At 42.9% G+C, this 25799-nt stretch carries 22 protein-coding genes and 3 pseudogenes; 13 read left to right on the forward strand and 12 right to left on the reverse strand.

What is annotated here, in order from left to right; genetic code table 11:
- Positions 1-58 precede the first annotated feature (58 nt).
- Complete coding sequence (locus tag L3V35_RS21225; protein WP_237300592.1) at positions 59-1111, forward strand: endonuclease/exonuclease/phosphatase family protein; 1053 nt, start codon at positions 59-61, stop codon at positions 1109-1111.
- Positions 1112-1305: 194 nt separating this feature from the next.
- Here L3V35_RS21225 and L3V35_RS21230 read toward each other — a convergent pair whose 3' ends face one another.
- On the reverse strand, positions 1306-1941 hold the full coding sequence (locus L3V35_RS21230) for a porin family protein (RefSeq protein ID WP_237300593.1): 636 nt from the start codon (positions 1939-1941) through the stop codon (positions 1306-1308).
- 390 nt (positions 1942-2331) lie between these two features.
- On the opposite strand from L3V35_RS21230, the gene L3V35_RS21235 reads away from it, so the two are divergent.
- The 7 genes from L3V35_RS21235 (at position 2332) to L3V35_RS21265 (ending at position 9246) form a co-directional block, all read left to right on the forward strand.
- A complete protein-coding gene (locus tag L3V35_RS21235) occupies positions 2332-2733 on the forward strand; it encodes a winged helix-turn-helix domain-containing protein (protein WP_237300594.1) in 402 nt (133 codons plus the stop codon).
- A 234-nt stretch (positions 2734-2967) separates the two neighbouring features.
- Positions 2968-3387 carry a D-ribose pyranase gene (gene rbsD, locus L3V35_RS21240; protein WP_029224920.1) on the forward strand — a complete coding sequence of 140 codons (420 nt, stop codon included), beginning with the start codon at positions 2968-2970 and terminating at the stop codon, positions 3385-3387.
- Between the two features lie 114 nt (positions 3388-3501).
- A complete protein-coding gene (rbsA, locus tag L3V35_RS21245) occupies positions 3502-5007 on the forward strand; it encodes a ribose ABC transporter ATP-binding protein RbsA (protein ID WP_237300595.1) in 1506 nt (501 codons plus the stop codon).
- Positions 5004-5996, forward strand: coding sequence for a ribose ABC transporter permease (gene rbsC, locus L3V35_RS21250; RefSeq protein WP_171315814.1), 993 nt, complete (start codon positions 5004-5006; stop codon positions 5994-5996). Before rbsA ends, rbsC begins: the two co-directional genes overlap by 4 nt.
- Before the next feature lie 127 nt (positions 5997-6123).
- Positions 6124-7002 carry a ribose ABC transporter substrate-binding protein RbsB gene (rbsB, locus tag L3V35_RS21255; protein WP_237300596.1) on the forward strand — a complete coding sequence of 293 codons (879 nt, stop codon included), beginning with the start codon at positions 6124-6126 and terminating at the stop codon, positions 7000-7002.
- Between the two features lie 192 nt (positions 7003-7194).
- A complete protein-coding gene (rbsK, locus tag L3V35_RS21260; RefSeq protein WP_237300597.1) occupies positions 7195-8139 on the forward strand; it encodes a ribokinase in 945 nt (314 codons plus the stop codon).
- 105 nt (positions 8140-8244) lie between these two features.
- A complete protein-coding gene (locus tag L3V35_RS21265; protein ID WP_237300598.1) occupies positions 8245-9246 on the forward strand; it encodes a substrate-binding domain-containing protein in 1002 nt (333 codons plus the stop codon).
- A gap of 125 nt (positions 9247-9371) precedes the next feature.
- Here the strand turns inward: L3V35_RS21265 and L3V35_RS21270 are convergent, their stop codons facing one another.
- Together L3V35_RS21270 and L3V35_RS21275 are read right to left on the reverse strand one after the other, a co-directional pair.
- Positions 9372-10175, reverse strand: coding sequence for a carbon-nitrogen hydrolase family protein (locus tag L3V35_RS21270; RefSeq protein ID WP_114635464.1), 804 nt, complete (start codon positions 10173-10175; stop codon positions 9372-9374).
- 155 nt (positions 10176-10330) lie between these two features.
- Complete coding sequence (locus tag L3V35_RS21275; protein WP_171310633.1) at positions 10331-10762, reverse strand: lysozyme inhibitor LprI family protein; 432 nt, start codon at positions 10760-10762, stop codon at positions 10331-10333.
- Between the two features lie 327 nt (positions 10763-11089).
- Between L3V35_RS21275 and L3V35_RS21280 the strand changes: the two genes are divergently transcribed.
- From L3V35_RS21280 to L3V35_RS21290, 3 genes are all read left to right on the forward strand, one after another.
- A complete protein-coding gene (locus L3V35_RS21280) occupies positions 11090-12670 on the forward strand; it encodes an EAL domain-containing protein (RefSeq protein WP_029224922.1) in 1581 nt (526 codons plus the stop codon).
- 193 nt (positions 12671-12863) lie between these two features.
- A complete protein-coding gene (locus L3V35_RS21285) occupies positions 12864-15326 on the forward strand; it encodes a CHASE3 domain-containing protein (RefSeq protein WP_237300599.1) in 2463 nt (820 codons plus the stop codon).
- 203 nt (positions 15327-15529) lie between these two features.
- Positions 15530-15928: a hypothetical protein gene (locus L3V35_RS21290; protein ID WP_237300600.1), complete on the forward strand. Its 399-nt coding sequence runs from the start codon at positions 15530-15532 to the stop codon at positions 15926-15928.
- A 66-nt stretch (positions 15929-15994) separates the two neighbouring features.
- On the opposite strand, the gene L3V35_RS21295 is transcribed toward L3V35_RS21290, so the two are convergent.
- On the reverse strand, positions 15995-16546 hold the full coding sequence (locus L3V35_RS21295) for a hypothetical protein (protein WP_114635469.1): 552 nt from the start codon (positions 16544-16546) through the stop codon (positions 15995-15997).
- A 134-nt stretch (positions 16547-16680) separates the two neighbouring features.
- Positions 16681-17625 (reverse strand): RDD family protein, encoded by a 945-nt coding sequence (locus L3V35_RS21300; protein WP_237300601.1) that lies wholly within the window; start codon positions 17623-17625, stop codon positions 16681-16683.
- 107 nt (positions 17626-17732) lie between these two features.
- Between L3V35_RS21300 and L3V35_RS21305 the strand changes: the two are divergent.
- Together L3V35_RS21305 and L3V35_RS21310 are read left to right on the forward strand one after the other, a co-directional pair.
- Positions 17733-17923 (forward strand): annotated as a pseudogene (locus tag L3V35_RS21305) (IS110 family transposase); the annotation flags it as partial.
- Positions 17924-17927: 4 nt separating this feature from the next.
- Positions 17928-18106, forward strand: a pseudogene (locus L3V35_RS21310) (IS110 family transposase); the annotation flags it as partial.
- A 22-nt stretch (positions 18107-18128) separates the two neighbouring features.
- Here L3V35_RS21310 and L3V35_RS21315 read toward each other — a convergent pair.
- The 7 genes and pseudogenes from L3V35_RS21315 to L3V35_RS21355 form a co-directional block, all read right to left on the reverse strand.
- Positions 18129-18373, reverse strand: a pseudogene (locus tag L3V35_RS21315) (MazG-related protein); the annotation flags it as partial.
- 103 nt (positions 18374-18476) lie between these two features.
- Positions 18477-18830, reverse strand: coding sequence for a VOC family protein (locus tag L3V35_RS21325; protein ID WP_054547017.1), 354 nt, complete (start codon positions 18828-18830; stop codon positions 18477-18479).
- Positions 18831-18973: 143 nt separating this feature from the next.
- A protein-coding gene (locus L3V35_RS21335) for an IS3 family transposase (protein ID WP_237300602.1) occupies positions 18974-20163 on the reverse strand; the annotation gives its coding sequence in 2 pieces (ribosomal slippage) (positions 18974-19878 and positions 19878-20163; 1191 coding nt in all).
- Between the two features lie 71 nt (positions 20164-20234).
- Positions 20235-21098, reverse strand: a complete 864-nt coding sequence (locus tag L3V35_RS21340) for a TIR domain-containing protein (protein ID WP_237300603.1) — start codon at positions 21096-21098, stop codon at positions 20235-20237.
- Between the two features lie 135 nt (positions 21099-21233).
- Entirely contained in the window at positions 21234-22049 is an 816-nt protein-coding gene (locus L3V35_RS21345; RefSeq protein ID WP_237300662.1) for a hypothetical protein, read from the reverse strand.
- Positions 22050-22105: 56 nt separating this feature from the next.
- The gene (locus L3V35_RS21350; protein ID WP_065607984.1) at positions 22106-22609 is read right to left on the reverse strand and encodes a DUF4236 domain-containing protein; all 504 of its coding nucleotides are present in this window, start codon (positions 22607-22609) and stop codon (positions 22106-22108) included.
- Between the two features lie 592 nt (positions 22610-23201).
- Complete coding sequence (locus L3V35_RS21355; protein WP_237300604.1) at positions 23202-25784, reverse strand: nitrate reductase; 2583 nt, start codon at positions 25782-25784, stop codon at positions 23202-23204.
- Positions 25785-25799 lie beyond the last annotated feature (15 nt).

The raw sequence follows: 25799 nt of genomic DNA on the forward strand, positions 1-25799 counted from the left end.
CAACAAACTATACTTTACTGGAGTATCCTTGCTGCCTAGGTCTAAATGGAATGACACTTTGAACAAACCAAACCACATAACATTCGCATCGTTCAACCTTTTGAACTATCTCGAACCACCGAATGCTTATTATGATTTCGAGAATATCTACAGCTTCGAAGAGTGGCAGAAGAAGCAACATTGGATGGCGGAAGCGATTGGTTCAATAGATTGCGATGTGATTGGCTTCCAGGAGATATTTAGCCCGCAGTCTTTAGAGCAATTGATGAAGGAGCTTGGTTACCCGTACTTTGCTGTCGTCGATAGCGCACATGTTGAAGATGATTACCTGTATACCTCGCCTGTCGTGGGTATCGCCTCTCGCTACCCGATTGAAAAAGTGCAGCCGGTTAAACCCGATTTAGAGTTGCTTTCAGCCTTCAATCTTAGTGACAGTTTTTCATTCAACCGAACGCCAGTACACGCCACAATTACCTTACCCCATTTGGGCTCGACTGATTGTTATGTGGTGCACTTCAAATCTCAGCGACCTACCGAACCAAAAGGGCAAACTCCAGATAACGCTGATAGCTCTAAAGACTCGGGCAAACACAAGCCGAAAAGTGACACGTTGACTAGACTTCACCAAGAGCAACTCGGTTCTTGGTTATCAAGTGTCCAGCGCGGTCTAGAAAGCCAGATGCTCCATCAATACATCACCAATCAGCGTTACCAAACCGATCAGCCTGTGGTGTTAATGGGTGACTTTAACAAACCACTGTTTCACGATGAGTTCAAAGGGCTACTAAGTTATTCAATAAACCGAGACGAAAACAGCAAGCATTGGCTTTCCCACTTTCGCTTGAAAGACAGCTGGGATCTCTATCATCAACTGCACGAAGAAGACTTACTAGAGCAACGCAAACCAACGCACTATTATGGTGCCTCTGGTTCTGTACTGGACTACATTTTGATGTCGAACGAATTTGACTGCCAAAATTCATCGAGCTTAATGGAGGTCTCTGATTACACTGTCTTAGACCATCATCTAATCAATCCAAGTTTTGAACACGACCAATTCAGTACTGACCATGCCATCGTTTCTGTGACCGCTCATATCCGTGAAGCCTAGCTGCCCAATTGATATTCGCTTTAAACAGACGTCTCACCCGCTCTCACTAAAGCAACTCTACTCTACGTAAGGCCTAACAAAACAGATAGAAAAAAGCCGCAGTTCAAAACTGCGGCTGTCCACTTTAGCTAAACGAGTTGAGCCAACCGACGCCCCATTTAGAAGCCGATTTACCATTTAGCAAAGTGTGAAACTTAGAAGTTGTAAGTTGCGCCAACATAAAATGAGTCCAATACAATGTCTCTTTCAACTTTTCTTTTTTGAGCAAACGCACCTTCGTAAGTTTCTATAGTAAAGGCATCAGCTTCGTAACCAAGTCTTAGGCTTAGCTTTGATAACTTTGGTGGTGTAAATTCAATGCCAACACCATAACGTACACCTGTACCTGTATCGTCGAAGTTAGAACTCGTCTGGCTTGAGCCGTCTGCGAATTTCATATCTAAATCTACAGAAGATAAACCAATAGTACCAAATGGACGTAAACCGTTATCAAATGTGTAACCAACGTTCGCTGCTACTGAAGCGATTTGAGGTGTCCACGTAAAGCCATCACTTTTGTCAGCACGGTTCTTTGCTACAACGTCGCCATAATCTGTGTATTGAAGCTCAAGTGATACGATTCGATTAAACTTGTATCCTACAATCAGCCGGTAAGAATTATCTTCGGCTTCAAAGGTCACTGGAGCTGTAGTTGATGAAACTAAACCACCATCATCAATACCAGAGCTACCGATTGCGCCGCCTAGGTAGAAACCACTGTCTGCTGCTATTACATTGTTTGCTGCAAATGCTGACATCATCGCGATGCTGAAAATTAGTTTGTTGTTCATTACTGATTGACCTTACTTATTGCAAATCAAGATTGTTACGCCTTCCACTGCTGCACAATCTTGTTAGAGTTATCCGACACCCCGTCGAATTGGCAAGCAGGTTAATCTCACAGAAAACAAAAAAATAAATAAAAATATAATCACTTTGTAATTTCAAACAACACAATCAGTTAAAACAAAATAAATATCTGAATAATAAGCAAATAAAAATCAATCCATTTCTAGACCAGACCTCCCCTTATTTTTCAAACTATCCGATTTTTATATTTTATTGGCAAGGACTTACGAAGGCTTACTTTCAACAGTGACGTTATTTAGCATAATCCGCGCGCTTTATCTGCTATCCCAACCCACTCCTCCACAATGAAGAATGAGAAAGATCGAAAAACAATGAATAACGAAATCCACTTTGGCGACCTAACTCTTAATGTAGATACTCGAAACATCACTAACAAACAGGGGAACAAGATCTATTTACGTCACCACTTGTTTTCCGTGCTTTGTCTACTGTCGAAAAGCGCCGGACAACCCATCCCTAGAAAAGACATCGTGAATGCATGTTGGGGAAACGAAGCGGTGCCGACACAAGCACTAACCAATGTCATTTATTGCTTAAGGAATGTTTTTGTTCGCTTGAGAGCATCTAACATCAAAATTGTTACGATTCCTCGATATGGGTATACCTTGTTCGTCATACCCAATACCAATGAAGCCGGTTATGTAGCATCAGAAAACCCTCTTAAAACATCCCCTACAGAATCTGTTCAAAATGTTCCGGTGAGTAAACCTTAGCTCCCTTTTCCTTAAGTTAACGTTACGTTGCCTTACCTTCTTAATTGCCGATGAAAGTGATTGCGATCACCAAAAAACGCCCCATCGAAACGTTTCGATGATCGTTGTCACACTCTAAAACAATCAAACGTGCAAATGATAAATCACACACTATTATCACTATCGAAACGTTTCGATGGCTTTTTCTTGAGTTGTTCTCAACCCATTAAGCGTTATTTTTCGATAGGTCGTGATATGAAAAAAAGTACCCTAATAAACTCTGAGCTCTCTTACCTAGTGGCGACTCTTGGCCATACAGATGAAATCACGATTTGTGATGCAGGGTTGCCGATTCCGGATCATGTGACTCGCATAGACCTTGCTTTGACTCACGGTGTTCCAAGTTTTCAGCAAACAGTAAAAACCATGTTAGATGAATCTCAAATTGAAGGCGTCGTGATTGCAGAAGAGTTTGCGAAAGTAAGCCCAGAACACCACGCAGCACTGATTGATTTAATCAAGACAGAAGAAGCGCGTTGCGGCAAACCGCTTTCGATTACGTACATCACTCATGAAGAATTTAAGCAGCGTACGCATGAAAGTCGCGCGGTTATTCGCACTGGTGAATGCACACCATACGCAAATGTTATTTTCCAAGCTGGCGTAACGTTTTAATTCAAGCTCAGCGTTTGAACCTAAGCGTAACGACAGCTCAGTGTCATCACTGAACCAAAAACAATGCATATACAGAACAATCAAATACAACTGGCCCCGAGTAAAGGAACCGACATGACTCAAGCCATTTTAGAACTTAGCTCAATTGAGAAAGCCTTCCCTGGTGTTAAAGCTCTGGATAAGGCAAGCCTCAACGTTTACCCAGGACGCGTAATGGCGTTAATGGGTGAAAACGGTGCAGGTAAATCAACGCTTATGAAAGTGCTTACGGGTATCTACCACTTTGACAGCGGCACTATCGCCTACCAAGGTCAACCCGCTGCGTTTAAAGGGCCTCGTGACTCACAACAAGCCGGTATTAGTATCATTCACCAAGAGTTGAACCTAATACCAGAGCTAACCATTGCAGAGAACATCTTCTTGGGTCGTGAAATCACCGGAACCATGGGCCGCATTCTTTGGAACGAAATGTACCAAGAAGCGGACAAGTTACTTAAGCGCCTTAACGTGAAACACAGCTCGAAAACACCTTTAGGCCAGTTGAGCCTTGGCGAGCAACAAATGGTAGAGATCGCAAAAGCCCTATCGTTTGAATCTAAGGTCATCATCATGGATGAGCCAACTGATGCGCTTACCGATACCGAAACTGAGTCTCTGTTTAAAGTAATTAATGAACTGCGCGCTGAAGGCTGTGGCATTGTTTACATCTCTCACCGCTTAAAAGAGATCTTTGAGATTTGCGATGACATCACGGTACTTCGTGACGGTAAGTTCATTGGACAGTGTGAAGTTAAAGACACCGACGAAGACGGCCTCATCGAAATGATGGTTGGCCGTAAGTTGGACGAGCAATATCCACGTATCGGCCAAAGCCACGGTGAAACCTGTCTTGAAGTGATTGGCCTGACTGGTTCTGGTGTTTATGACGTGAGCTTTACTCTAAAGCGCGGTGAAATCCTTGGTGTATCTGGTCTTATGGGTGCTGGCCGAACTGAACTGATGAAAGTGATTTACGGTGCCCTTCCAAGTGAGCGCGGCGTCATCAACCTAGAAAACAAAACCATTAATCCTGTAAGCCCGAAAGACGGCTTGGCCAATGGCATTGCTTACATCTCTGAAGACCGTAAAGGCGATGGCCTTGTGCTAGGACTTTCAGTGAAAGAAAACATGTCGTTATGTGCACTGGATCTGCTGACTAAGAAAGGTCAAATCCAACATAAAGATGAAGTGATTGCAGTCGATGACTTCATCAAGCTTTTCAACATCAAGACCCCGACTCGCGAGCAAATCATTGGTAACCTTTCTGGTGGTAATCAACAGAAAGTGGCCATTGCTAAAGGCTTGATGACTAAACCAAAAGTACTGATTCTCGACGAACCCACTCGTGGTGTCGATGTTGGTGCGAAAAAAGAGATTTACCAACTCATTAATAAATTTAAAGCCGATGGCATGAGCATTATTTTGGTCTCATCTGAAATGCCAGAAGTGTTAGGAATGAGTGACCGCATCATGGTGATGCATGAAGGCCGCATCAGCGGTGAATTTGATGCTAAAGAAGCAAACCAAGAATTATTACTGGCGTGTGCGGTCGGTAAAAAGATCAACGAGGACGCAGCATGAGTACTAAAACCATGAGCAAAACAACTGAAACTGAAGCTCCAAAGAAAAAACCGTTAATCAGCAAAGAGTGGCTGATTGACCAAAAGTCATTGATTGCTTTGATCTTCCTGATTGTTGTCGTTTCATTCTTAAACCCAAACTTTTTCACCGTCGATAACATCCTCAATATCCTACGCCAAACTTCGATTAACGCCATTATCGCAGTAGGCATGACGCTGGTTATCTTAACCGCAGGTATCGACTTGAGTGTCGGCTCTGTACTGGCACTTTGTGGTGCATTCGCAGCCAGCATGATTGGCATGGAAATCCCAGTGATGATCGCAGTGCCAACCGCTCTAGTAGCAGGTGCAGCATTAGGTGCTATCAGTGGTGTGATTATTGCCAAGGGTAAGGTTCAAGCCTTCATCGCAACGCTTGTAACAATGACTCTATTACGCGGCGTAACCATGGTTTACACCGACGGTCGCCCTATCTCGACTGGTTTTACTGACACAGCAGACGCGTTCGCTTGGTTCGGTACAGGCTACGCAATGGGCATCCCAGTTCCAGTATGGATCATGGCCGTGGTATTCGCTGCAGTATGGTACCTACTTAACCACACACGCTTTGGTCGCTACGTTTACGCACTGGGTGGCAACGAATCAGCAACTCGCCTATCAGGCATCGACGTAGACAAAGTAAAAATCGGCGTTTACGCAATCTGTGGTCTGTTAGCAGCAGTGGCAGGCATCATCGTGGCATCTCGTTTATCTTCTGCTCAACCTACCGCAGGTATGGGCTACGAGCTAGACGCCATCGCTGCGGTAGTACTTGGCGGCACAAGCTTAGCTGGTGGTCGTGGTCGCATCATGGGTACATTAATTGGTGCTCTGATTATCGGCTTCCTAAATAACGCCCTAAACCTACTAGACGTATCTTCTTACTACCAGATGATTGCAAAAGCAGTGGTTATTCTTCTGGCGGTATTGGTCGACAACAAAAACAAGTAACACAAATTAATTTATTCAGTAAACGCAACACCTATTAAAAACAAGACGTAACAATTAAATCAATAAATAACGTAACAACGAGCTAGGATTATCCAACCTAGCTCACCCTACATAAAGGACTTACACCATGAAAAAATTAGCGACTCTTATTTCTGCTGCTCTTCTTTCTACAACAGTATCTGTGTCTGCACAGGCGCAAGATACAATGGCAATCGTTCTATCTACATTGAACAACCCATTCTTCGTAACCATGAAAGATGGCGCAGAAGCGAAAGCGGAAGAGCTAGGCTACAAGCTTATCGTTCTTGATTCTCAAAACGACCCAAGCAAAGAGCTTTCGAACATTGAAGATCTAACCATTCGTGGTGTTAAAGCAATCCTGATTAACCCAACGGATTCAGACGCTGTGTCTAACGCTATTCGTATTGCTAACCGTTCAAACATCCCAGTATTAACACTAGACCGTGGTGCAAGCCGTGGTGACGTAGTGAGCCACATTGCTTCTGATAACGTAATCGGCGGTGAAATGGCGGGTCACTACATCATGGAAAAAGTGGGCGAAAAAGCGAAAGTAATCCAACTGGAAGGTATCGCAGGTACTTCAGCAGCTCGTGAACGTGGTGAAGGCTTCATGAACGCAGTAAACGGCAGCGACCTTGAACTTCTTGCAAGCCAACCAGCTGATTTCGACCGTACTAAAGGTCTGAACGTAATGGAAAACTTGCTTGCAGCTAACCCAGACGTACAAGCAGTATTCGCTCAGAACGATGAAATGGCACTAGGTGCACTTCGCGCAGTTCAAGCTTCAGGTAAAGACGTAATGATCGTTGGCTTTGATGGCACTGACGATGGTATTGCTGCTGTTAACCGTGGCCTACTTGGCGCAACGGTTGCACAACAACCTGACCTAATCGGTTCTTTAGGTGTTGAAATGGCAGACAAAGTACTGAAAGGCGAGACAGTAGACGAGTACGTACCAGTACCTCTAAAAATTGTTGCTAAGTAATTGAATCCAACATCGATTAAATAAAGCAAAAAATAGAGCTACACATAGGCAGGGATTCCCCTATCCCTGCCTTATTTGCCCAACCCAGATAGTGTATCGCTGTTTCTCATAAGTCGTCTAAAAAGACGTGTAATTAACGTAATGAGAAAGACCCATGCATTTTCAAATACGATATATCATAAGGCTCGTATCATGACTCAACTGATTGTTTTAGGTAGCGTTAACGCTGACCACGTACTGCAAGTTCCTTCGTTCCCTCGTCCGGGTGAAACCTTGATTGGCGGTAACTATCAGGTCATCCCTGGCGGAAAAGGCGCAAACCAAGCCGTAGCAGCAGCAAGATTAAACGCAGACATTGGCTTTATCGCCTGTGTTGGTGACGACCCATTTGGCATAAACATTCGTCAAGATTTTACTAAAGACGGCATCAATATCGATGGCGTTATTGTTGCAGAAAACACACCGACGGGCATCGCGATGATCCAAGTATCAGCAACGGGCGAAAACAGCATTTGTCTTTCTGCGGAAGCCAACAACAAGCTGACTTGCGACCAAATCGAACCGCATCTAGAGAAGATTCGCGGTGCTAAGTACCTGCTGACTCAACTTGAAACGCCAATCGAAGGCATTGAATACGCAGCGAAAATTGCAAAAGAAAATGGCACTAAAGTTATCTTAAATCCAGCCCCGGCTCGTCCACTCTCAGATGCGTTATTGGCTTGTGTTGATGTGATTACACCCAACGAAACAGAAGCGGAAGTGCTAACGGGTATTACAGTAACGGACAACGAATCGGCTCATACTGCAGCATTGGCTTTACATGCGAAAGGCATTGAAACGGTGATGATCACTCTAGGCGCCAAAGGCGTTTGGATTAGTCATGAAGGTCAAGGTGATGAAGAAAGCAAAGGCGAGCTAATCGCAGGTTTTCGCGTTGAAGCAACGGATACAACCGCAGCAGGTGACACATTCAATGGCGCATTAGTTACAGGACTGCTTGAAGATATGCCATTAGAACGCGCAATTAAATTTGCTCATGCTGCAGCTGCAATTTCTGTGACTCGCTTTGGCGCTCAAACGTCAATTCCAAGCCGAGCTGAAACGGATGCTTTTCTATCAGAACAGCTTTCTGCTTAATGTATTGTTTGGACTTTAATTAGACCGAACAAATACCCAAGCATAAGCCTCTGTTTTCAGGCAAAATATCGCGCAAAGTGGACAAGTTTCCCACAAGGATTTTTTATGGCAACAATGAAAGATGTCGCTCGGATCGCAAAGGTTTCGACTTCTACCGTGAGTCATGTGATCAACAAATCGCGTTTTGTCAGTGAAGAAATAGCTGAACGTGTTAACAGTGCAGCTAAAGAGCTCAATTACGCACCGTCTGCATTGGCACGTAGCTTGAAAATGAAGCAAACCAAAACTTTGGGTATGTTGGTTACCACGTCCACTAACCCATTCTTTGGGGAAGTAGTAAAAGGTGTTGAACGTCGTTGCTATGAAAAAGGCTACAACCTTATTTTATGTAATACCGAAGGCGACAGTGAACGCATGAAATCATCCATCGATACTTTGCTGCAAAAGCGTGTCGATGGCTTAATGTTGATGTGTTCAACCCTTGAAGGTCAACATATCGATGTCTTTGATCGATATCCTGAATTACCTGTCGTAGTAATGGACTGGGGCCCGATGTTATTTGCGAGTGATAAGATTCAAGATAACTCTCATCAAGGTGGCTACATGGCGACTAAGCACTTGATTGATAATGGACACTCTCAAATTGGTTGCATCACTGGCCCACTGCACCGCAACCAAGCTTCATCTCGTTATCAAGGTTTCAAACAGGCGATGGAAGAAGCAAACTTCGAGATCAATCCTAAATGGATTGTTGAATCAAACTTCGAATGTGATGGCGGCTTTGACTCTTACCAAACATTAAAAACCCGTGGCGAAATGCCATCAGCGCTGTTTGTAAGTAATGACATGATGGCAATGGGTGTGATTCACGCAGCGGCGCAAGATGGTACATCGATCCCTAACGATCTTTCTATCATTGGCTACGATGACATCCACTTGTCGAAATACATGACACCAGCGTTAAGTTCGATCCACCAGCCAAAACATCGCTTAGGCCAAGCCGCTGTAGATACACTTTTAAACAGACTACAAGCACCTGACTCTGACCCGCAAGTTGTCGAACTTGAACCTACATTAGTAGAACGAAGCAGTGTTAAAGCTATTTAGAGCGCTTTCTAGCAAACCCATTTCCAACAAACCTAAGCAGCCAAACAAAGCAGCAAAGCAAGCAACAAACCAAAATAACAAAGGGCAAGGTTATCTAACCTTGCCCTTTTCGATCCTATTGCATTTTACTTGGCTTGGTAACGACTCAACACAGACGATATCTGCTGTATTTCGTCTAACACATCAATACCATTGTACTGAGGCGCAATAGACAAATCTTCAACCTCTACCGTCTCAACGGCCTGATTTTCCGAGAGTTGAAGCATTACTTCACCTTTAGGGGAATAAACTCTGCTACTACCACAATACGTTGCGGTAAAGGCATCGACTACATCTTGCCCAACACGATTACAAGTGACGATATGGCACCCTTCTTCTAAGGCTCTTGCTTGGGCAATGGCAAAGCTATGATGACCACCAAAATTCGCAGGATGAAGAATAACGTCGACCGACTGATACCCTCTGATGATCTCTGGGAACCAGATATCAAAGCAAATTGCGACGCCAAACTTTAAGCCTTTATGTTCAAAAGTAAGGAGCTCGCTCCCTCTAGAAAAGTATTCTTTGTCGAACTTCGTTTGGCTGACTTTTCGATATTTGTTGCGTAAGCCACAAGCACCCACAACAACGACACTGTTGTAATACTGGCCATCATCTTTCTCTGCGATACCGGCAACGATTAATGTCTGATGTTTCGCGGCAAGCAGAGTTAACGAATCAATGGTAGGGCTGTTATTGAAGTTTTCGCACAGTTCATGAATTTCTGCAGCCTCGTTAAAGATATACCCAGTAGAGAACAGTTCAGGCAGTAACGTGATATCACCCACTGACGCCTCAGCTTCTAAAAGCTCAGAGACTCGCGAGATGTTCTTTTGTTTATTTTTGTATTCAACTTCAAGCTGAACGAGGGTGATGCTGACATTATTCACAATTGAATCCTTGCTAGGTAACACTTCGAACTGTATTACTTCAAACTAGAGACTGAGAACGACAGAGTAAGACAATCCCCTATCGCTTTCTTATTAACACGCCAAAGGTTGAAGCGAGTGCACACTCAAAAAAGCATTTTCGCTCGGTTATTCCACTATTTAGGTTCTACTTCTAACACTGGCTCTGGCAAGACAGGAGGAGTGCTGTCCATATAGGTTAAGAAGTTTTCCCACACCTCATGCGTTCTTTGTTTAGTCAGTTTAGTTTTGCAAGAAAGCGCCATGAGGCCTCGAATCGAACCATCACGCCATTGCGTATATACAGAATCACAATGCGCTGATTGGTAAGTTTGCCAACTCTCCTGAGCCACCTTGATTGAACTGACCAACTCCGCATCATAAGCATTGTGCTCAAAACTCGCGGTAAGGTATTTATCGAGTTCCATTTGTGCCGATTCCAACTTAATAGACGCACAATGATTAATCTCTATTGTTGTCATCGCATTTTCGCAGTCTATAACGTGTTCGCCCGCCAATGTAGAACAAGAAAAATAGGCCAATATTAATGCTGGTATAAGTCTTTTCATAAACGTCCTAACTACTGTCATCAGTGAATTTCTTGATTAATTAAAGCACGGCTCAATATTTAAACTCCCTTCAATACTTAGCCATGCAACAACAAAATTTATAGGGTTATAAGCAATTTTTATACGTGTAAAAGTACAAAATAGCACCGATCTAACTAAGAAAAAACGAGATAACACCAAGATTTAACTGGTAAAAATAGAAAACACATTCTTTAAATAAATAACTCATGCGTTCATTCACACTATTTATGCATAAACTTGCGCTACTATCGTTAAGTTTATAAATTAAATTGAATGTTCACCATAATCGGCAACGTTACTCCAACTATGGATATCAAGTACCAACATTTTGCTAAAACATCTTTCTACTTTGCCATTTCGTTCTTTTTTTCGATGGCATTGCTTATTCCTTTTACGCCGTCTCATTACCAAACTTTAACCGAAGATTCATCGAGGTTAGTTGAAACGAGGCTTGAAGGAATCCAATCGAGGTTTGACCATTTTCTCTCAGAAATCACGCCTGACCAGCCTTGCAATTCGATTGTTAGACAGCTTCGCCAAAACGTTTTTGATGCCGACTGGGTAAAAGAAGCCGCGGTATTCAATAAGGACAACCTATTTTACTGTTCAACCACCGATGGTGAGGTTTCGTTCCGCCTATTTAGCACCATCAGACAGCGACTCAATGACGCCCCGAATTTAACAACGCTATCGTATTCAAACTCAGCCATCACTCAAGTTCAATCCATCATGCTCATCTTCTCAAACAAAGAGGATATAGGCGTGAGTCTGATGATACCGCCGCATTTCATCTATGACCTCGTAGAAAAAAACCTTAGCAGCCATGGCATTCAAACCAAAGTTGAAGTGATAAAAAGAGATATTTACCCATCGGATACTGACGCGCACATAGCCAAGGTACGAATACAATCGGATGCCTACCCATTTACCATCACGTCATACGTGGGATATCAATATTATATTAACTTCCTGTTGAGTTACTCATGGTTTGGCTTTCTTATGGCTGGAATCATTACCATTAGTCTTCTTTCCATCAAACATAAACAACAGAGCCAACGTAGCTTGGAGTATTCGCTTTCTAGTGCTTTAAAGAACAACCACCTGCATGTACACATGCAACCTATCGTCAACCAAAATACAACTGAAATAGTAGGCTGTGAGTCACTCCTTAGGTGGAACGACCCCATTGAAGGTAACGTCTCCCCAGCCATATTCATTCCGCTTGCAGAAAGCTTGGGGCTGATAGAAGACCTTACTTACTTTGTGTTGCGTGAAGTGTTGAACACGATCAAACATAATCAAACGCTATTTGAGTCAAAGTACATTAGCGTCAATATAAGCCGGAATGTTGTCTCCAACAGTAACTTCGCAAACAAAGTCATTAGTATTTATAAGAAGAACCCTGACATTCTCAAGCAGGTGGTTTTTGAAGTCACAGAGGATGGTGAATGTTCTGATGCTGATATGATCAAGATTAGAGACAACCTGACTAAGCTGTCGAATATGGGCGTAAGAGTTGCGATTGATGACTTTGGTACTGGCTATGCTGGCTTAGATTTTGTGAGACAATTTCCATTTAGCATTCTAAAAATTGATCGCGTGTTTGTGAAAAACATTTCAGACGAATCAAGCCTTGGCATTCCACTATTAGAATCCATGCTCCAGCTATCACGCACATTAGGCATGCAAGTGATCGTTGAAGGGGTCGAGTATGAGTCACAAGTGAAAATCTTGTCTAAATTAGGCGTCGATTACATCCAAGGCTTCTATTTTTATAAGCCGATGCCGATAAGCCTAACCATCAGCTTGCTCAAGCAACAACATATCGAATCTAGTCATGAATATCAGGAATCTGAACCCTCTTCACCAGAACTAGATCATTCCTAAATCAAACTAATACGCTTTTGTCACACCGTGTTATGTCACCATTCGTAACGCAAAGGTTGTTAGAGCTCTACTTTTAGAGCTTTAGCCATCTTTTCAGGGTCAAAACCTACCCAACCACACACTATGCATTTGTACACCTAACAATCTAACCTACAATAACAATAGGTTTCGATTGTGTGGAATACGCGTTTTTATGTTTGCGAGTTGGTTTGATGATATTTCTCTACAGAGAAAACTATTAGTTAGCTTTTCCATCCCTATTGCATTAATGGTTCTTGTCTCATTCTCTGTCCATCAAAACACCCAATCAATAGTCGAAGACAACCACTGGGTTGTTCACACTCATAAGGCGATTGCTCGCGCTCAGGAGCTTCTAAACCTAGCCATTGATATGGAAACGGGTCAAAGGGGCTACCTCATCACAGGTGACCCTGTATTCCTTGAGCCTTATCACCTTGCACTTGATGTATGGAACCAAAAAGTTCATACCCTTTGTGAACAAGTAAGCGATAGCCCCAGCCAAGTAGAACGCCTCCGAAAGATCGATGCACTTCATAAGCAATGGCTTAAGGAAGCAGGTGAAAAAGAAATCGCCCAGCGTAGCTTGGTCGGCAATGGCACAACTACGATGCAAAATGTGATTGCTTTAACTCAGAAACAAACGGGCAAACAACTTATCGATAAAATTCGTAACGAGATAGCCGAGTTTATTTCAATCGAACAAAAGCTTATTCAAATTCGAGTAAAAGAATCCGATCACTCCGCCAACCAAACCAGTTATGTGCTGTTTCTAGGAACACTTTTTTCAACGTTTATTTCTCTGCTCGTCGCAGCATGGTCATCAAACCGCATTAAGAAACGTATTCACCTACTCCTTAACGCGGCCAATCAAGTGGCGGCTGGTCATTTAAAGCAAGTCGCTTCCATGCTTGACCGAAGCCCCTCAATGAGCGGTAACGATGAGGTTGCTCAACTCACCCACAGTTTCCAGAAAATGGCGACGACTCTGGTTAAAAGTAACAACCAAATGCACGCCTCAAACCGTGATCTCATTGCTGAACGTAAAAAAGCCGAAGCCGCCGTTAAAGCGAAAAGTGAATTTCTTTCAACGATGAGTCATGAAATACGCACCCCTATGAATGGCGTGCTTGGCATTTCGCAGATCATAGCTTCCCAGACTAAAGAACCGGCCACCAAAGAGAACATCGAAGTCATCCTCGATTCAGGCCAACACCTGATGACAATACTCAATGACATCCTAGATTTCTCTAAAGTGGAGGAAAACAAACTCGAACTGGATATTGCTCCCTTTAACTTTGAACAAGTTATTCGACCTGTCTGCAGTGCAATTAAACCGATGGCAGATGAAAAGAGTATCCGTTTAATCGTCGATAACGAGGTGCCCAATAACATAGACCTTATTGGTGACTGCGCGAGGTTACGCCAAATCTTGTTTAATTTAGGGGGCAACGCGATAAAGTTTACCAATGAAGGCCACGTGCTGATTCAATTAGCCCTTAATCATCAAGACAATAAGCTCCTTTTATCAATAACGGATACTGGCGTCGGGATCCCGAAAGATAAGCACCTGCATATATTCAACCCGTTCGAACAAGCGGATGCATCCACAACAAGAAAATTTGGTGGTACAGGGCTTGGGTTAGCTATCGTTAAAAAGCTCGTGGAGTTGATGAGAGGTGAGATAACTCTAAACAGTGCCGTTGGTCTCGGGACCAAGTTCCAAGTTTCATTACCTATCACCTGGCAAGAGCACAAATCGACAGAGACCAACCCAGTTCTCATTAGCACTGACGAGCCATTCCATAATCCGTTGAATGTGTTGTTAGTAGAAGACAACCGCATTAACGCCATTGTTGCTAAAGGTTTTTGTGAAAACCTCGGATACCATGTTGAACAGGCAGAAAATGGAAGAATCGCGACGGAATATCTGAAGACAGCAGAATATGACCTCATCTTAATGGACAATCACATGCCTGAAATGAACGGAGTTGAGGCAACGCAATTTATTAGACAACAGCTTGGCTTAAACACTCTGATATTTGCTTACACTGCCGATGTGTTTCGCGAGGCTCATGACAGCTTTATTGAAGCGGGTGCAGACCACGTTTTAACAAAGCCGTTGCAGCAAGAGAGTTTCTTCGATGCCCTACAACAGTTTTCTTCACGCCTTCCTAAGCACGCTAACGACGAATCCACGACTGATATAACAAGTAATGTTATCGAACTTCACAGAGAGCCCATTGATAAGCTCAGCCTAACAGAAGAAGAGATCAGTCAATCAGAGGTTATTCAATCGTTTAAAGAAAACCACCACGACTTGATCGTGCTTTTGAAATCAACATCGAAAGAGCTTGAAGAGTCCATCGATCAACTCATCGAGGCCTACATTCAGCAAGATCTAAAATCTATAAGGAAGACTTTACACTCAGTAAAAGGGATGGCTTTGAACCTCGGGCTAAACATGTTGGCACACCAAGTGATCGCTCTAGAAAAGCAAATAAAGCATCAGCAGTTGCCCGAAATAGAGCAACTTCAAAAACTCATCAACCGCATCTTAGTCAATGAACATCAGGCTCAACGAATGATAATGGCTTATGCTGCGCCAATAACTTATATACACGGCCAAGTACGCTAAAATCAAGAATCTAAGCCTGACTTCTCGTAGCATACAAACTCTACCTACGTCTCCATTAACGCTACCCACCATCAAACCCACTAAACAGACACTCCTTGTTACATAAGGCACTCAAAAACAACGAAAGAAAACGCGAATACGATGGGTCTTCTTTGAATAACATTTAATTTCATCGCATCGTTGAGCGCATCACAAGGGATATCATGGAAAAGAAACTTCAAACGAAATTGGCGACAAGCCTACTGCTGCTGAGAATTGGCATTTTTATCGTCTTCTTGTTCTGGGGCTTGGATAAGATTCTGGTGCCAGAGCACGCTACAAAGGTACTGTCTGGCTTTTACGGAATCAACATCTCGGATAATGCGATAATGGCTATGGGTGTCGCGCAGCTAGGGTTCTTAGGCGCGTTTGTTGTAGGCATGTGGAAAAAGTATACCTATGGCGCAATTTTAATCTTGCACGCAGGTTCCACCTTCGCTTCTTTCGCAAAGTACATGGACCCGTTCAACAACCTACTGTTCTTTGCCTCTTGGCCAATGCTCGCAGCTTGTGTCGCACTCTTCTTATTGCGTGACTATGACTCGTACAGCGTTTCCAACTAACACAAAGGGCGCCGTTATTGGCGCCCTCTTTGGTTATCTTGATTCTTAAACGTTTGTAATAGCCCTTTATCTGCGGGTGAAAGCTTTAAGAATGTTATCTGCTACAGAGTTACTTTCTAAGTAGTACTCTAACGAAACGTATGGGGAGCTTTCATAAACTGAACATGAAGCACCAACTCGCAAATCTCCAACGGTTTTCGAGTAGCTTGATTTACCAACTTCAAATTGGAATTCTGGATAATACTCCTGAAACTTGTCAACCAAATAGCCTAAAGCTGAAATACATTCGCTCTTACTGATAAAACCTCGCTCGATTTTAACTCGCCCCACCAATCCAGAGCCATTATCTATTGTAACTTCGTAATCTGATATAAAACTAAGCTTTGAGTCAGTATCTAGATCTAGAGGCACTCGAAAATTAGTAATTGGACTATCAGTGGTAATATTGAAGTTTTTCAAAGGTTCGACTGGGAAAGGTTTAGCTACTTCAACTGCAAATAAAGAGAGTCCCTCACCTTGAAACGTTGTGTGTTGTTCCATTGAGCTAAAGTCACTACCCATCATATAACCAAGGGCGGTCATGCAGGCCATGACTAAACCTATTTGCATTTTATGCATCTAAATCCTTAGACTATCGATGAGCTATAACGAATGACAGGGATCCCCTTTCCAAGGATCTGCCACACTTGTGTGGTAGCTAATTGCACCGAAGCTATCATTTGAACAAAATTTAAAGTCTTGTTAGATGACGATTACTCCGAACTTTTGAGCTCTTGCGGATTAAACTTGTAGTTGTAACTATTCCACTTTGAAGCAATACCAATATCATAACCGTAGGTAAGAGTTACTTTAATCAAGTTTTTATTTAGCGACTCTGGGTAAGTATAAACTATAGTTTGGACTAGTTGCTTTGCGATCTCTGAATCTCGAACACTATCTTTATAAAGAAAAGCTTGAGCTTTCACATATGTCGTTGTTTTACTGCCAGAGTTTGATGAAGTAAAAGTTGTTGAACCTTCTGTGACCCCTGCATATTTTACTGACTCATTATTATTGATTGCTTTCTGTGTTACTAACAGTCCCTTGAACGATTCTGATTCAGTTAAGTCAGAAGTAAGAACGGGGACAAGGACCGCTGTAACAAATAAGCCGGTAACCACCACTAAGTGAGGTCTCCAGACTGATGGCAACTTTTCAGAACTAGCCTCTGCATTTACGACATAAGTGCCTACGGCAAGATCATGCAATGACTGTCGAGTTACGCGATTAAAAATATATAAGTAAGTAATTGAACATAAGCCACCAAATACGATAAACGATAACAGGTACATTAAATATGGAATTACTGCTTCGTTAGTAATTTGTGCTCCATTCAGAGAAAATGGAACGGCAAGGAAGCTATACCTCAAAAAGGACTTCGGTAGGCTGATAGTTGAATTGCATGAGTCAACAACTCTTATATTTAGAAGCTTTTTTCCTATTGTCTGACCATTTAATAAAGAGCTATTCATTACACCAAAATATGTAATTGACACAACAAAGCCAATCAACCTTCCCCACTCACCAAGCTGGACGAAAACATCTTCTAGAAATAAGCCGACAACATACCCCAATACACCTAAAAATATTGTGTCAATAAACAAGGCTCCGATTCTCGTCCAAAAACCACAAATCCATTTTTGTTGTACTTCTTCCAAAATATAATCCTTACTATGATGCTTGAAAGTAATTTAGCAAATGACATGGATTCCAGCTTTCGAGGATCTACCATACGTATGTAGTTCCTAATTTCACCGTAGGTACCATATCTGATCATTCTTATTTCTACACAATCGAGCTAGTTAAATACCATCTCAATCTTCATGTTGTAGGCCAAAATGTTAAGGTCATTCTTCATAAGTCAGCAATAGAGCTAAGCTACTGACTACAATAGCAAATATACCACTCATGCGTATAGCCGTTGAAGCGTGTGATGGTGCACATTATTGGGTAAGGAATACTTGGCATAGTGTCTGATATCCAATGTAACCCAATTTTTAAGGCTACTTATGAACCATTACTTACGACAGGAAAATCTACAAAGTAGCGATAATTGCCTGCATGAGCAAGATAGGTGTAATACTTAATTCAATGCTAAGAGACGGTGTAATGTGGGATAAAAATAGCGTCAAAAATTAGCTATTGACGCTATAGCCTTTTGCTATGGCGCTGAACTTAACGTTAGTTCTTGTATATCAATTAGATCGACTCCCTACCCAATATTCGCTTGTACTCGATTAATTGTTGAACTGGGATTACTGGCAACACGATGCCTTGATACTCTTTTTCAACTGACGCTGAATAATCGATTTCAAGCTGATACCAAGAACCGTCTAAAGCCGATTGTATCCTCGTATTTTGAGATAATCCGATTTCAATTTTTTGGTTTTGATAAACCAACTGGAAGGTGTGAGGCACGCAATACCTAAGCCACCGCATAACACATTAACCACTGAAACCAACGCATAGTAAAAATGCCACGCGTGCCAAATCACTCTTGAACAATTTGTTATGTGGTTATCCCACGTAGTCCTATTAAGTTTCCAAACGGGTCTTCAACTTGGCACATCGACAGCCCATCTTCAATTTCCATTGGCCCACGATAAAGATACGCACCTAGAGCTTCAAAATGACCTAAAGCAGCAGATAAATTATCTACTGACCAGTAAACAACAGTGCCACTTTTACCAGTACCAACTTTTTCGTCAGCTTGGACTATTTCTAGCGAAAAACCATTTAGGTCGAGTACCGTGAAATCAAAGTCAGGGTGGTAAACAGAAACCGATTCAGGAAAAGCTTTCTTGTACCATTCAAGTCCTTTAGCTACATCTGGGACATGAATAAGAACCGCTGATGGATTCATAATTTTTCTCCAACCACATAACTCCAGCTAAAGTGGTGAGCAACGAAATACGATGTTTCCGCATACCACCTTAACCACTAAAACCAACGCATAGTAAAAATGCCACGTGATGCGAATGATCTTCACCCGATAAAATGGACACCCTATCTTCTGTAACCCGTCATGACTTCATATTCATGCGGGCTTCGATATCCAAGACTTGAGTGCAGTCTATAACGGTTATAAAAATGCTGGATATAACCGACAAGTTTATCTCTAAGCTGCTTCTCGCTTTTAAAGCTATTTTTCCTAATTATGTCGCCTTTGAGCGTATGGAAGAACGACTCCACCTCTGCATTATCAGTACAATGACCTGGGCGATTCATGCTTGGGACAATTCCATTTTTTGATAGTAAAGCTTGAACTTCGTGGGCTCGATATTCAGAGCCTCTGTCAGTATGAAATAACAGGCGCTCTTGTGGCTTTCGATTTCTAATGGCCATTCTCAGCGAACTCATCGTTAGTTGTGTACTCTTCTTACTACCAAGCGACCAACCGACGACTTTGCGCGAGTAAAGATCAATAACGACCGCTAGATACATCCAACGTTTGCCTTGCCTAATATACGTTAGATCTCCAGACCACTGTTGATTAACTGCCGTTGGTTTTGGTGTGTCTTTTTTAATATTCTTAATCGATTGATAGAACCGATGTAGCTTGGCCATTTTCATGTAAATGCGATAACTTCGTGCTCTTAGCCCTTGCTCTCTCATGATCCGAGCCACACGCTTTCGGCTAACCAAAACTCCTTGGCGCCTCAGTTCCGCATGAACTCGCGGGCTGCCGTAAGTCTCTCGACTCTGGGTAAACACTTTAATTATACGCTTCTTCAAAGACTGCTCTTCTTGAGCATAGCGACTTGGCTCTCTGCTAAGCCATGCGTAGTAACCCGACTTAGAAACAGATAGAAAACGGCACATCAATACAATGGAATAACGTGTTTTGTAATGGGCTATGAATCGGAATTTTGTCGATTTTCTTGGGCAACGAATCGTTGCCACTTTTTTAGCAAGTCATTCTCGAGCTTAAGTTGTTCGTTCTGACGTTCGAGCTCTGCAATCCGACTAGACTCAGTTTTCTGGCTCGGGATCTGAGTCCTTTTCTTACGTTTATCTTCCATAATAACCCCTTCTCTATAGTCCTTTCGCCATTTAGAAAGCATATAAGGGTGAATATCTAATGATAGCGCCACGCTTTTAACTGTAGCTCCTTCTCGAAGCGAAAGTCGGACAGCAGTTACCTTAAATTCCGTAAGATATTGTTGAGTTTTTTTACCTGATTTATAAGCTGGCATAATCACCTCCAATTACAATTGAAGGTGTCCATTAGATCGGGTCAACTACAGAATCCCTCTTAAAGCGATTGTTAGAAATCAAACTCGTCGATGAGATGACGAGACTTACGACTACGAGCACCTATATATCTAATTGCTTTTTCAAATGAACGGATTGAATCAATAACTCTGCTTAACTCTGGATGAGATTCAAGTTCTGGGTCCAACTCCGACATTAATTCTTTTGTTTGATAATACCCTGCAACAACGTCTGCTATAGCAGGATGGTTGAATTGGGATTTTCTATCCGACGTAGCATTAGATCTTTCTAATGCATGATTTATATAATCTACTGGCAAAATTTCTTCTGGACTACGCAGGATCATTTGATTACTTCGCGATAATTGGAGAATTTCCTCTAATATTTTTTCTGTCGGATTTTCCGGTTCATCTTTTTTAGCAACTTTACCGGTTGAAGCTTGAGGTATCTTGTTTAACTCATCTTCGAGTGATGGCCACCAAACTGAAAAGCCTTTTTCAAGACGAGCTTCATCTATACTGTCTTTTCCACATGCATCATTAATAGATTTTAGAAGCTTAAATACATCTTCTCTTTCAATAACCGTGGATTGAAATTGTAGGATAGGACCCGAAATCTCTGAACGCTTAATTCTAAAAAGAACGGGGCAGACCTTACTCTTATCAACACTTTTTCCAAGAGCCCCCGCTTCAAAATTAAGCCATGGCGCATCTAGGTTCTGTTTTGTAACACACAATATTCCGAAAGCAGATTCATCCAATTCACCAGCAATGTCTGACGCCCACCGAGTACCTTTATCAATATCTTCTGATGACACATACGGGTCTATGGACTGCACCACCGAAGGTAGCCACTCACGAAGAGCCAAAGCTACCTTATGACTCTCATCTCCTGACCAACTAATAAAAACTTTCAATATTTACTCCTATTATAATTTTGATTTCTAACGCCGCATTAAGTGGTGAACAACGCGACCACCCAAGCTTAAACGTTGCCATATTTAGCACTGAAGCTGACCTAAGCTGAAATTGCCAAGCGTTGATAATCCGTCTTAAATGCTTTGTATGGCAGATTTTTTGATTAACCTATGCTCAAGTTTTCCATAAGCTCCTATTAGTATCTGTTCCGGAATACCTTCACCGATATTATCAAAGAAAGAATATCCCTCGAGTTCTAGTTCACTAGCCAACTCAATTGCATATTGTTTTTCTTGAACTGTTAAATAGTTTGATATCGCCATAAACAACTGCTCTTGTGGAACTAGAGTTCCAAAGTCAGAAGCAGAAGAAATACTATGCCGCCTCAACACATCTGTGATTTTTGTATTATTTATTAGGCTATTATGTAAACCAAAAGAGATGCCTGAGAATCGATGGATAGTCGACACAACAGAATCCTGATTTTCGGGATGTGGCGAAATTGTGTCTCTAATTGATAACTCAATTGATTCTAATCGCATGTTGAATTCTTGACTCATAGACTCATACTTATCAATTTTAACAGGCTCATTGGATTTTCTATTAAGATAGTTAGAATAGTACGAATCTTCTTGGAGCTCAGGTCTAAACCTAGTTTGCAACAAGAAAACAGCACCTAAAAATATAGGTACATTTAGAACAGCAGCGATAACAAGAATCACCGATTGCCAAGATTCACTTGGAAACGTTGATGCCGCAGCTAAGAAGCTACCATTTATCGAAAACAACCCAACCAACCATGCGCCAAGCAATTGAATTGGCTTGGTAATTTTTTCTGGGTTAATACTTTTTTCTTTCAATTTATCCACCAATGTTAATAAAAGATGCCTAACGCCCTGTTGAGGTGTGAGCAACGCAATACCGATGCCGCAGCAGACCACCTTAATCACTTAAACCAACGCATACTAAAAATGCCACGCGTTGCGAATCATTCTTAAACAACTTGTTATGACTTAGGACTTGATAGGTACTCTGAAGCAACCCAGCCTTTTACACCATTGCCTTCCACTAATGCCCAACTACTATTAGTTTTCAAGACCACAACCTCATCACCAGCTACTAATTGGTTGATAACCTTTGAGTTTAGGGTTGCCTCTGCACGCACACGTAAACTTTTGGCCTCTACCGTACTCACAGATACAGTAGGTTCCGAGGGAGAACTAAAAAAGTTCACCGCTAAGAAGAATGTAACGATAACGGCTAACACCTTACCGAAGAGGGAACCTCCATTTTCGGTTTGTGAGCTGCGCTCATTAAAACTGTTACTCTCGGATAAATTCTGACTATATGAAAGCCCAGAACCTGGAAGTCCGACTGTTGCTTTCACACCCTTTTTACCAATATTTACAGTAGCGCCTGACTTGCCGATAGAGGTACTAACACCGCTTTTGCTAAGATTGACATGAAGTCCTGGTGCAATTTTTATACGTTTACGAAATTTAAATCCCATGATTTTCCTAGACTACCTAACCAGAAATATTGTGTGAGTCATAACAGCTATATTAGACAGAATAATTCTGCATTTTGTCGCTGAAACAATTCTGTCTAGTAATCTAAACTGTTCGAGCTCAGTCTAACAACCGCATTAATAACAGAACTTTACCTGCTTACTTCTGTATCAAACATGACAAAAAGCAGAAAAATTCCATATAGTCTCCGCAAAATGTAGAAAGTGACTCAATGTGTGAGTTAGTCGTCATCTTCTTCGTTGATTTCTTCGCCACAGCCTAGGCATTTGGGTTCAATATCTGTAGGCAGCATGATGATTAAACCGCAGTGTGGACAGAGGTCGCCTTGGTTATACATGGTCACTCCTAAGCAGCGCTGAATTCGCCAGCGTATGATACAAGACCGGTTTTCTTGCGTTGGCTAACTTAGACATCAACTTACCTCTACCTAAAAATTACAGAACGACATACCAGATCGTGAGATGATATGTGAAACTTGTCGTTTAATCAATCGGTATCGCACACTTAAAAATAAAAACGCCGACGTGATTGTCGGCGCTTAACTTTAGGTATTAATAGGTTGGAGGTAGTCAGTTACTTCGCCATGGTACTCAAAAACTCGGCTTCGAACTCTTCATCGGCTTCTCGGGTTAGACATTCCACCAGCCAATCGATGCTTTGATGGTCGAGCTTACCGTTCACCACGAAGGCCTGCTTTACACCTGACTGACCCAGCTTGGCAGAACCGTAGTTCTTGAATGATTTATTGCCGTGGTAATGGAGTGATTTGATCGCCTCCGTGTTAGGTTCTGGTAAAGCATCGAGGGTGTTGGCAAGCTGAATCACCAGCTCCATTGGGTTCTTCGATGATGAAATACGATACAGAAAACCGCCCTCCACTCTTTGGCGAACCCAGTAATCAAAGCCGCTGCAATCCATCACCTTGTCGCTGACCAGTGCGGCTTCACTGCGATAACCACACGGCTCTACCACCACAGGGGTGTGTTTGAATTCTGGCTGTCCAGAGGCCGCATCGGTATGAGGCAAGATCAGGTCGCATGGTTTACTGTCTTTAGCAGTCGGAGCATTCCAGTGGATAGGCATGAAGACTTGCTCGCGGCGCATCTCTTTGGTCACCACTAAGCGGGCTTGGCATTCGCCTTGTGCACTGCGCACTTTCACCACTGGATTAATAGTGGAGTGGTTGAAGGCATCTAGCCCAAACTCATCTAAGCCAAGCTCTGCAACCGTATCTGGGTGCATGGCGACAAACGGTTCTGGGGTGTGCTCACCTAAACCTGCGGCCAAGCCTGTGCGGCTCATGGTGTGCCATTGGTCTCGGATTCGACCTGTGTTCATGATAAGTGGGAATTCAAGGCTGGTGTCGGCAATGGGTTTGTCGTGTTCGACTGCAATAAACTGCGCTTTGCCAGATTCAGTAAAGAACTCGCCATCGGTGAACATGCGCTGCTCAATGATCTCTGGTTGATACTCAAGCACTGGCCATTGCTGTGGAGTAAGTTCGCCATAGCCTTTCTCATCCAGTTGCGTGAGTCCAATTAAGCATAAGTCACGCGCTTTGCCTGTTTCATTGCCGAGCACTGTCATCTCACAATACTCTTTGAAGATCTCGCCTTCGTGACGGTAATCAAACTGCTCTTTGAATCCCATTTTTTGCGCGACTTCTTTTAATATCCACCAATCAGGTTTGGCTTCCCCTGGGCTTGGTAATATACGGCGTTGGCGTGAGATTCGACGCTCAGAGTTAGTGACGGTGCCGGACTTTTCACTCCACCCTTGCGCAGGCAGCACCACATCAGCCAAGCGTGTGGTTTCAGTATCGGCAATACAATCCGACACCACCACAAACGGGCACTTCTCTAATGCGGTTTTGATTTTTTCGCTATCAGGCAAACTCACGACTGGGTTGGTTGCCATGATCCATACCGCTTTGATTTTTCCCTCATTCATCGCATCAAACAGGTCGATCGCTTTTAATCCCGCATGTGTGGCTAAGCTGTCGGTTTGCCAGAACTCGCTCACCGTTTGGTGTGATTGCGGATCACCAAACTCGAAGTGCGCTGCTAAGGTATTGGCTAGGCCGCCCACCTCTCGGCCGCCCATCGCGTTCGGCTGACCCGTTACAGAGAATGGCCCCATGCCCGGTTTACCAATTTTTCCGGTGGCTAAATGGCAGTTAATAATGGCATTCACCTTGTCACACCCTTGTGTGGATTGGTTTACACCTTGGGAATAGATGGTGAGCACCTTCTCGTTCGAAGCAAACAGTTTGTAGAACTGTTCAAGTTGTTGCTCAGTAAGCCCTGTTAGCTCGGGAACACTTTTATCGCCCCAGCCAGACTCGGTATAACGGTAATGAGTTGCAGAACGAATGGCTTCAGTAAAACCTTGGGTGTGATGTTCAATGTAGTCAGCATCGAGCTGGTCGTTATCATCTAAATAGGCGAGCAAACCATTGAACAGTGCCACATCTGAGCCGGATTCCAACGCCAAGTGGATATCTGCAATTTCACAAGTGTCGGTATAACGCGGGTCAATGACAATCACTTTTAATGCAGGGTTGGCTTGTTTGGCGGCTCTTAACCTTTGGAATAACACAGGGTGACACCAAGCGAGGTTTGAGCCAGTAATCACGACTAGATCGGCTTGCTCGAGGTCTTCATAACAGACAGGTACTGTGTCTGCGCCAAATGCTCGCTTATGCCCGACCACGGTTGAAGCCATACACAGACGAGAGTTACTGTCGATGTTACCGCTGCCGATAAAGCCTTTCGTCAGTTTGTTGGCAACGTAGTAGTCTTCCGTTAACAGTTGGCCAGAGACATAAAACGCCACGGAGTCAGGGCCAAACTCTTCTATGGTTTGATTGAATTTGTCTGCAACCAACTGAGTGGCACTGTTCCAATCCAGCTCTTGTTTTTGCTCATTCTGAATATGAGCAGGCTGTGTTAGGCGTCCTAAAGGCGTAACGGTATCACCAAGCGCAACCCCTTTAGTACATAGCTTTCCATAGTTTGATGGATGATCTTTATCACCACGCACTTCTAGTTTTCCTAACGATGTCGGTCTCGCTTCTATTCCACACCCTACACCACAATAAGCACAGGTTGATTTTATCCAGCCGCTGTTTGAATCGGTCATCCGTTTCTCGCTCAATTATCCATAATTGTA

The organism is Vibrio sp. L5-1 (genome assembly GCF_021728315.1).
GTDB classification, from domain to species: Bacteria; Pseudomonadota; Gammaproteobacteria; order Enterobacterales; family Vibrionaceae; genus Vibrio; species Vibrio splendidus_K.

Bases quoted from the DNA above. Each gene is read 5' to 3' on its own strand.
- L3V35_RS21230 (WP_237300593.1), bottom strand. From the start codon at position 1,941: ATGAACAACAAACTAATTTTCAGCATCGCGATGATGTCAGCATTTGCA.
- L3V35_RS21235 (WP_237300594.1), top strand. From the start codon at position 2,332: ATGAATAACGAAATCCACTTTGGCGACCTAACTCTTAATGTAGATACT.
- rbsD (WP_029224920.1), top strand. From the start codon at position 2,968: ATGAAAAAAAGTACCCTAATAAACTCTGAGCTCTCTTACCTAGTGGCG.
- rbsA (WP_237300595.1), top strand. From the start codon at position 3,502: ATGACTCAAGCCATTTTAGAACTTAGCTCAATTGAGAAAGCCTTCCCT.
- rbsC (WP_171315814.1), top strand. From the start codon at position 5,004: ATGAGTACTAAAACCATGAGCAAAACAACTGAAACTGAAGCTCCAAAG.
- rbsB (WP_237300596.1), top strand. From the start codon at position 6,124: ATGAAAAAATTAGCGACTCTTATTTCTGCTGCTCTTCTTTCTACAACA.
- rbsK (WP_237300597.1), top strand. From the start codon at position 7,195: ATGACTCAACTGATTGTTTTAGGTAGCGTTAACGCTGACCACGTACTG.
- L3V35_RS21265 (WP_237300598.1), top strand. From the start codon at position 8,245: ATGGCAACAATGAAAGATGTCGCTCGGATCGCAAAGGTTTCGACTTCT.
- L3V35_RS21275 (WP_171310633.1), bottom strand. From the start codon at position 10,762: ATGAAAAGACTTATACCAGCATTAATATTGGCCTATTTTTCTTGTTCT.
- L3V35_RS21280 (WP_029224922.1), top strand. From the start codon at position 11,090: ATGGATATCAAGTACCAACATTTTGCTAAAACATCTTTCTACTTTGCC.
- L3V35_RS21285 (WP_237300599.1), top strand. From the start codon at position 12,864: ATGTTTGCGAGTTGGTTTGATGATATTTCTCTACAGAGAAAACTATTA.
- L3V35_RS21290 (WP_237300600.1), top strand. From the start codon at position 15,530: ATGGAAAAGAAACTTCAAACGAAATTGGCGACAAGCCTACTGCTGCTG.
- L3V35_RS21295 (WP_114635469.1), bottom strand. From the start codon at position 16,546: ATGCATAAAATGCAAATAGGTTTAGTCATGGCCTGCATGACCGCCCTT.
- L3V35_RS21325 (WP_054547017.1), bottom strand. From the start codon at position 18,830: ATGAATCCATCAGCGGTTCTTATTCATGTCCCAGATGTAGCTAAAGGA.
- L3V35_RS21350 (WP_065607984.1), bottom strand. From the start codon at position 22,609: ATGGGATTTAAATTTCGTAAACGTATAAAAATTGCACCAGGACTTCAT.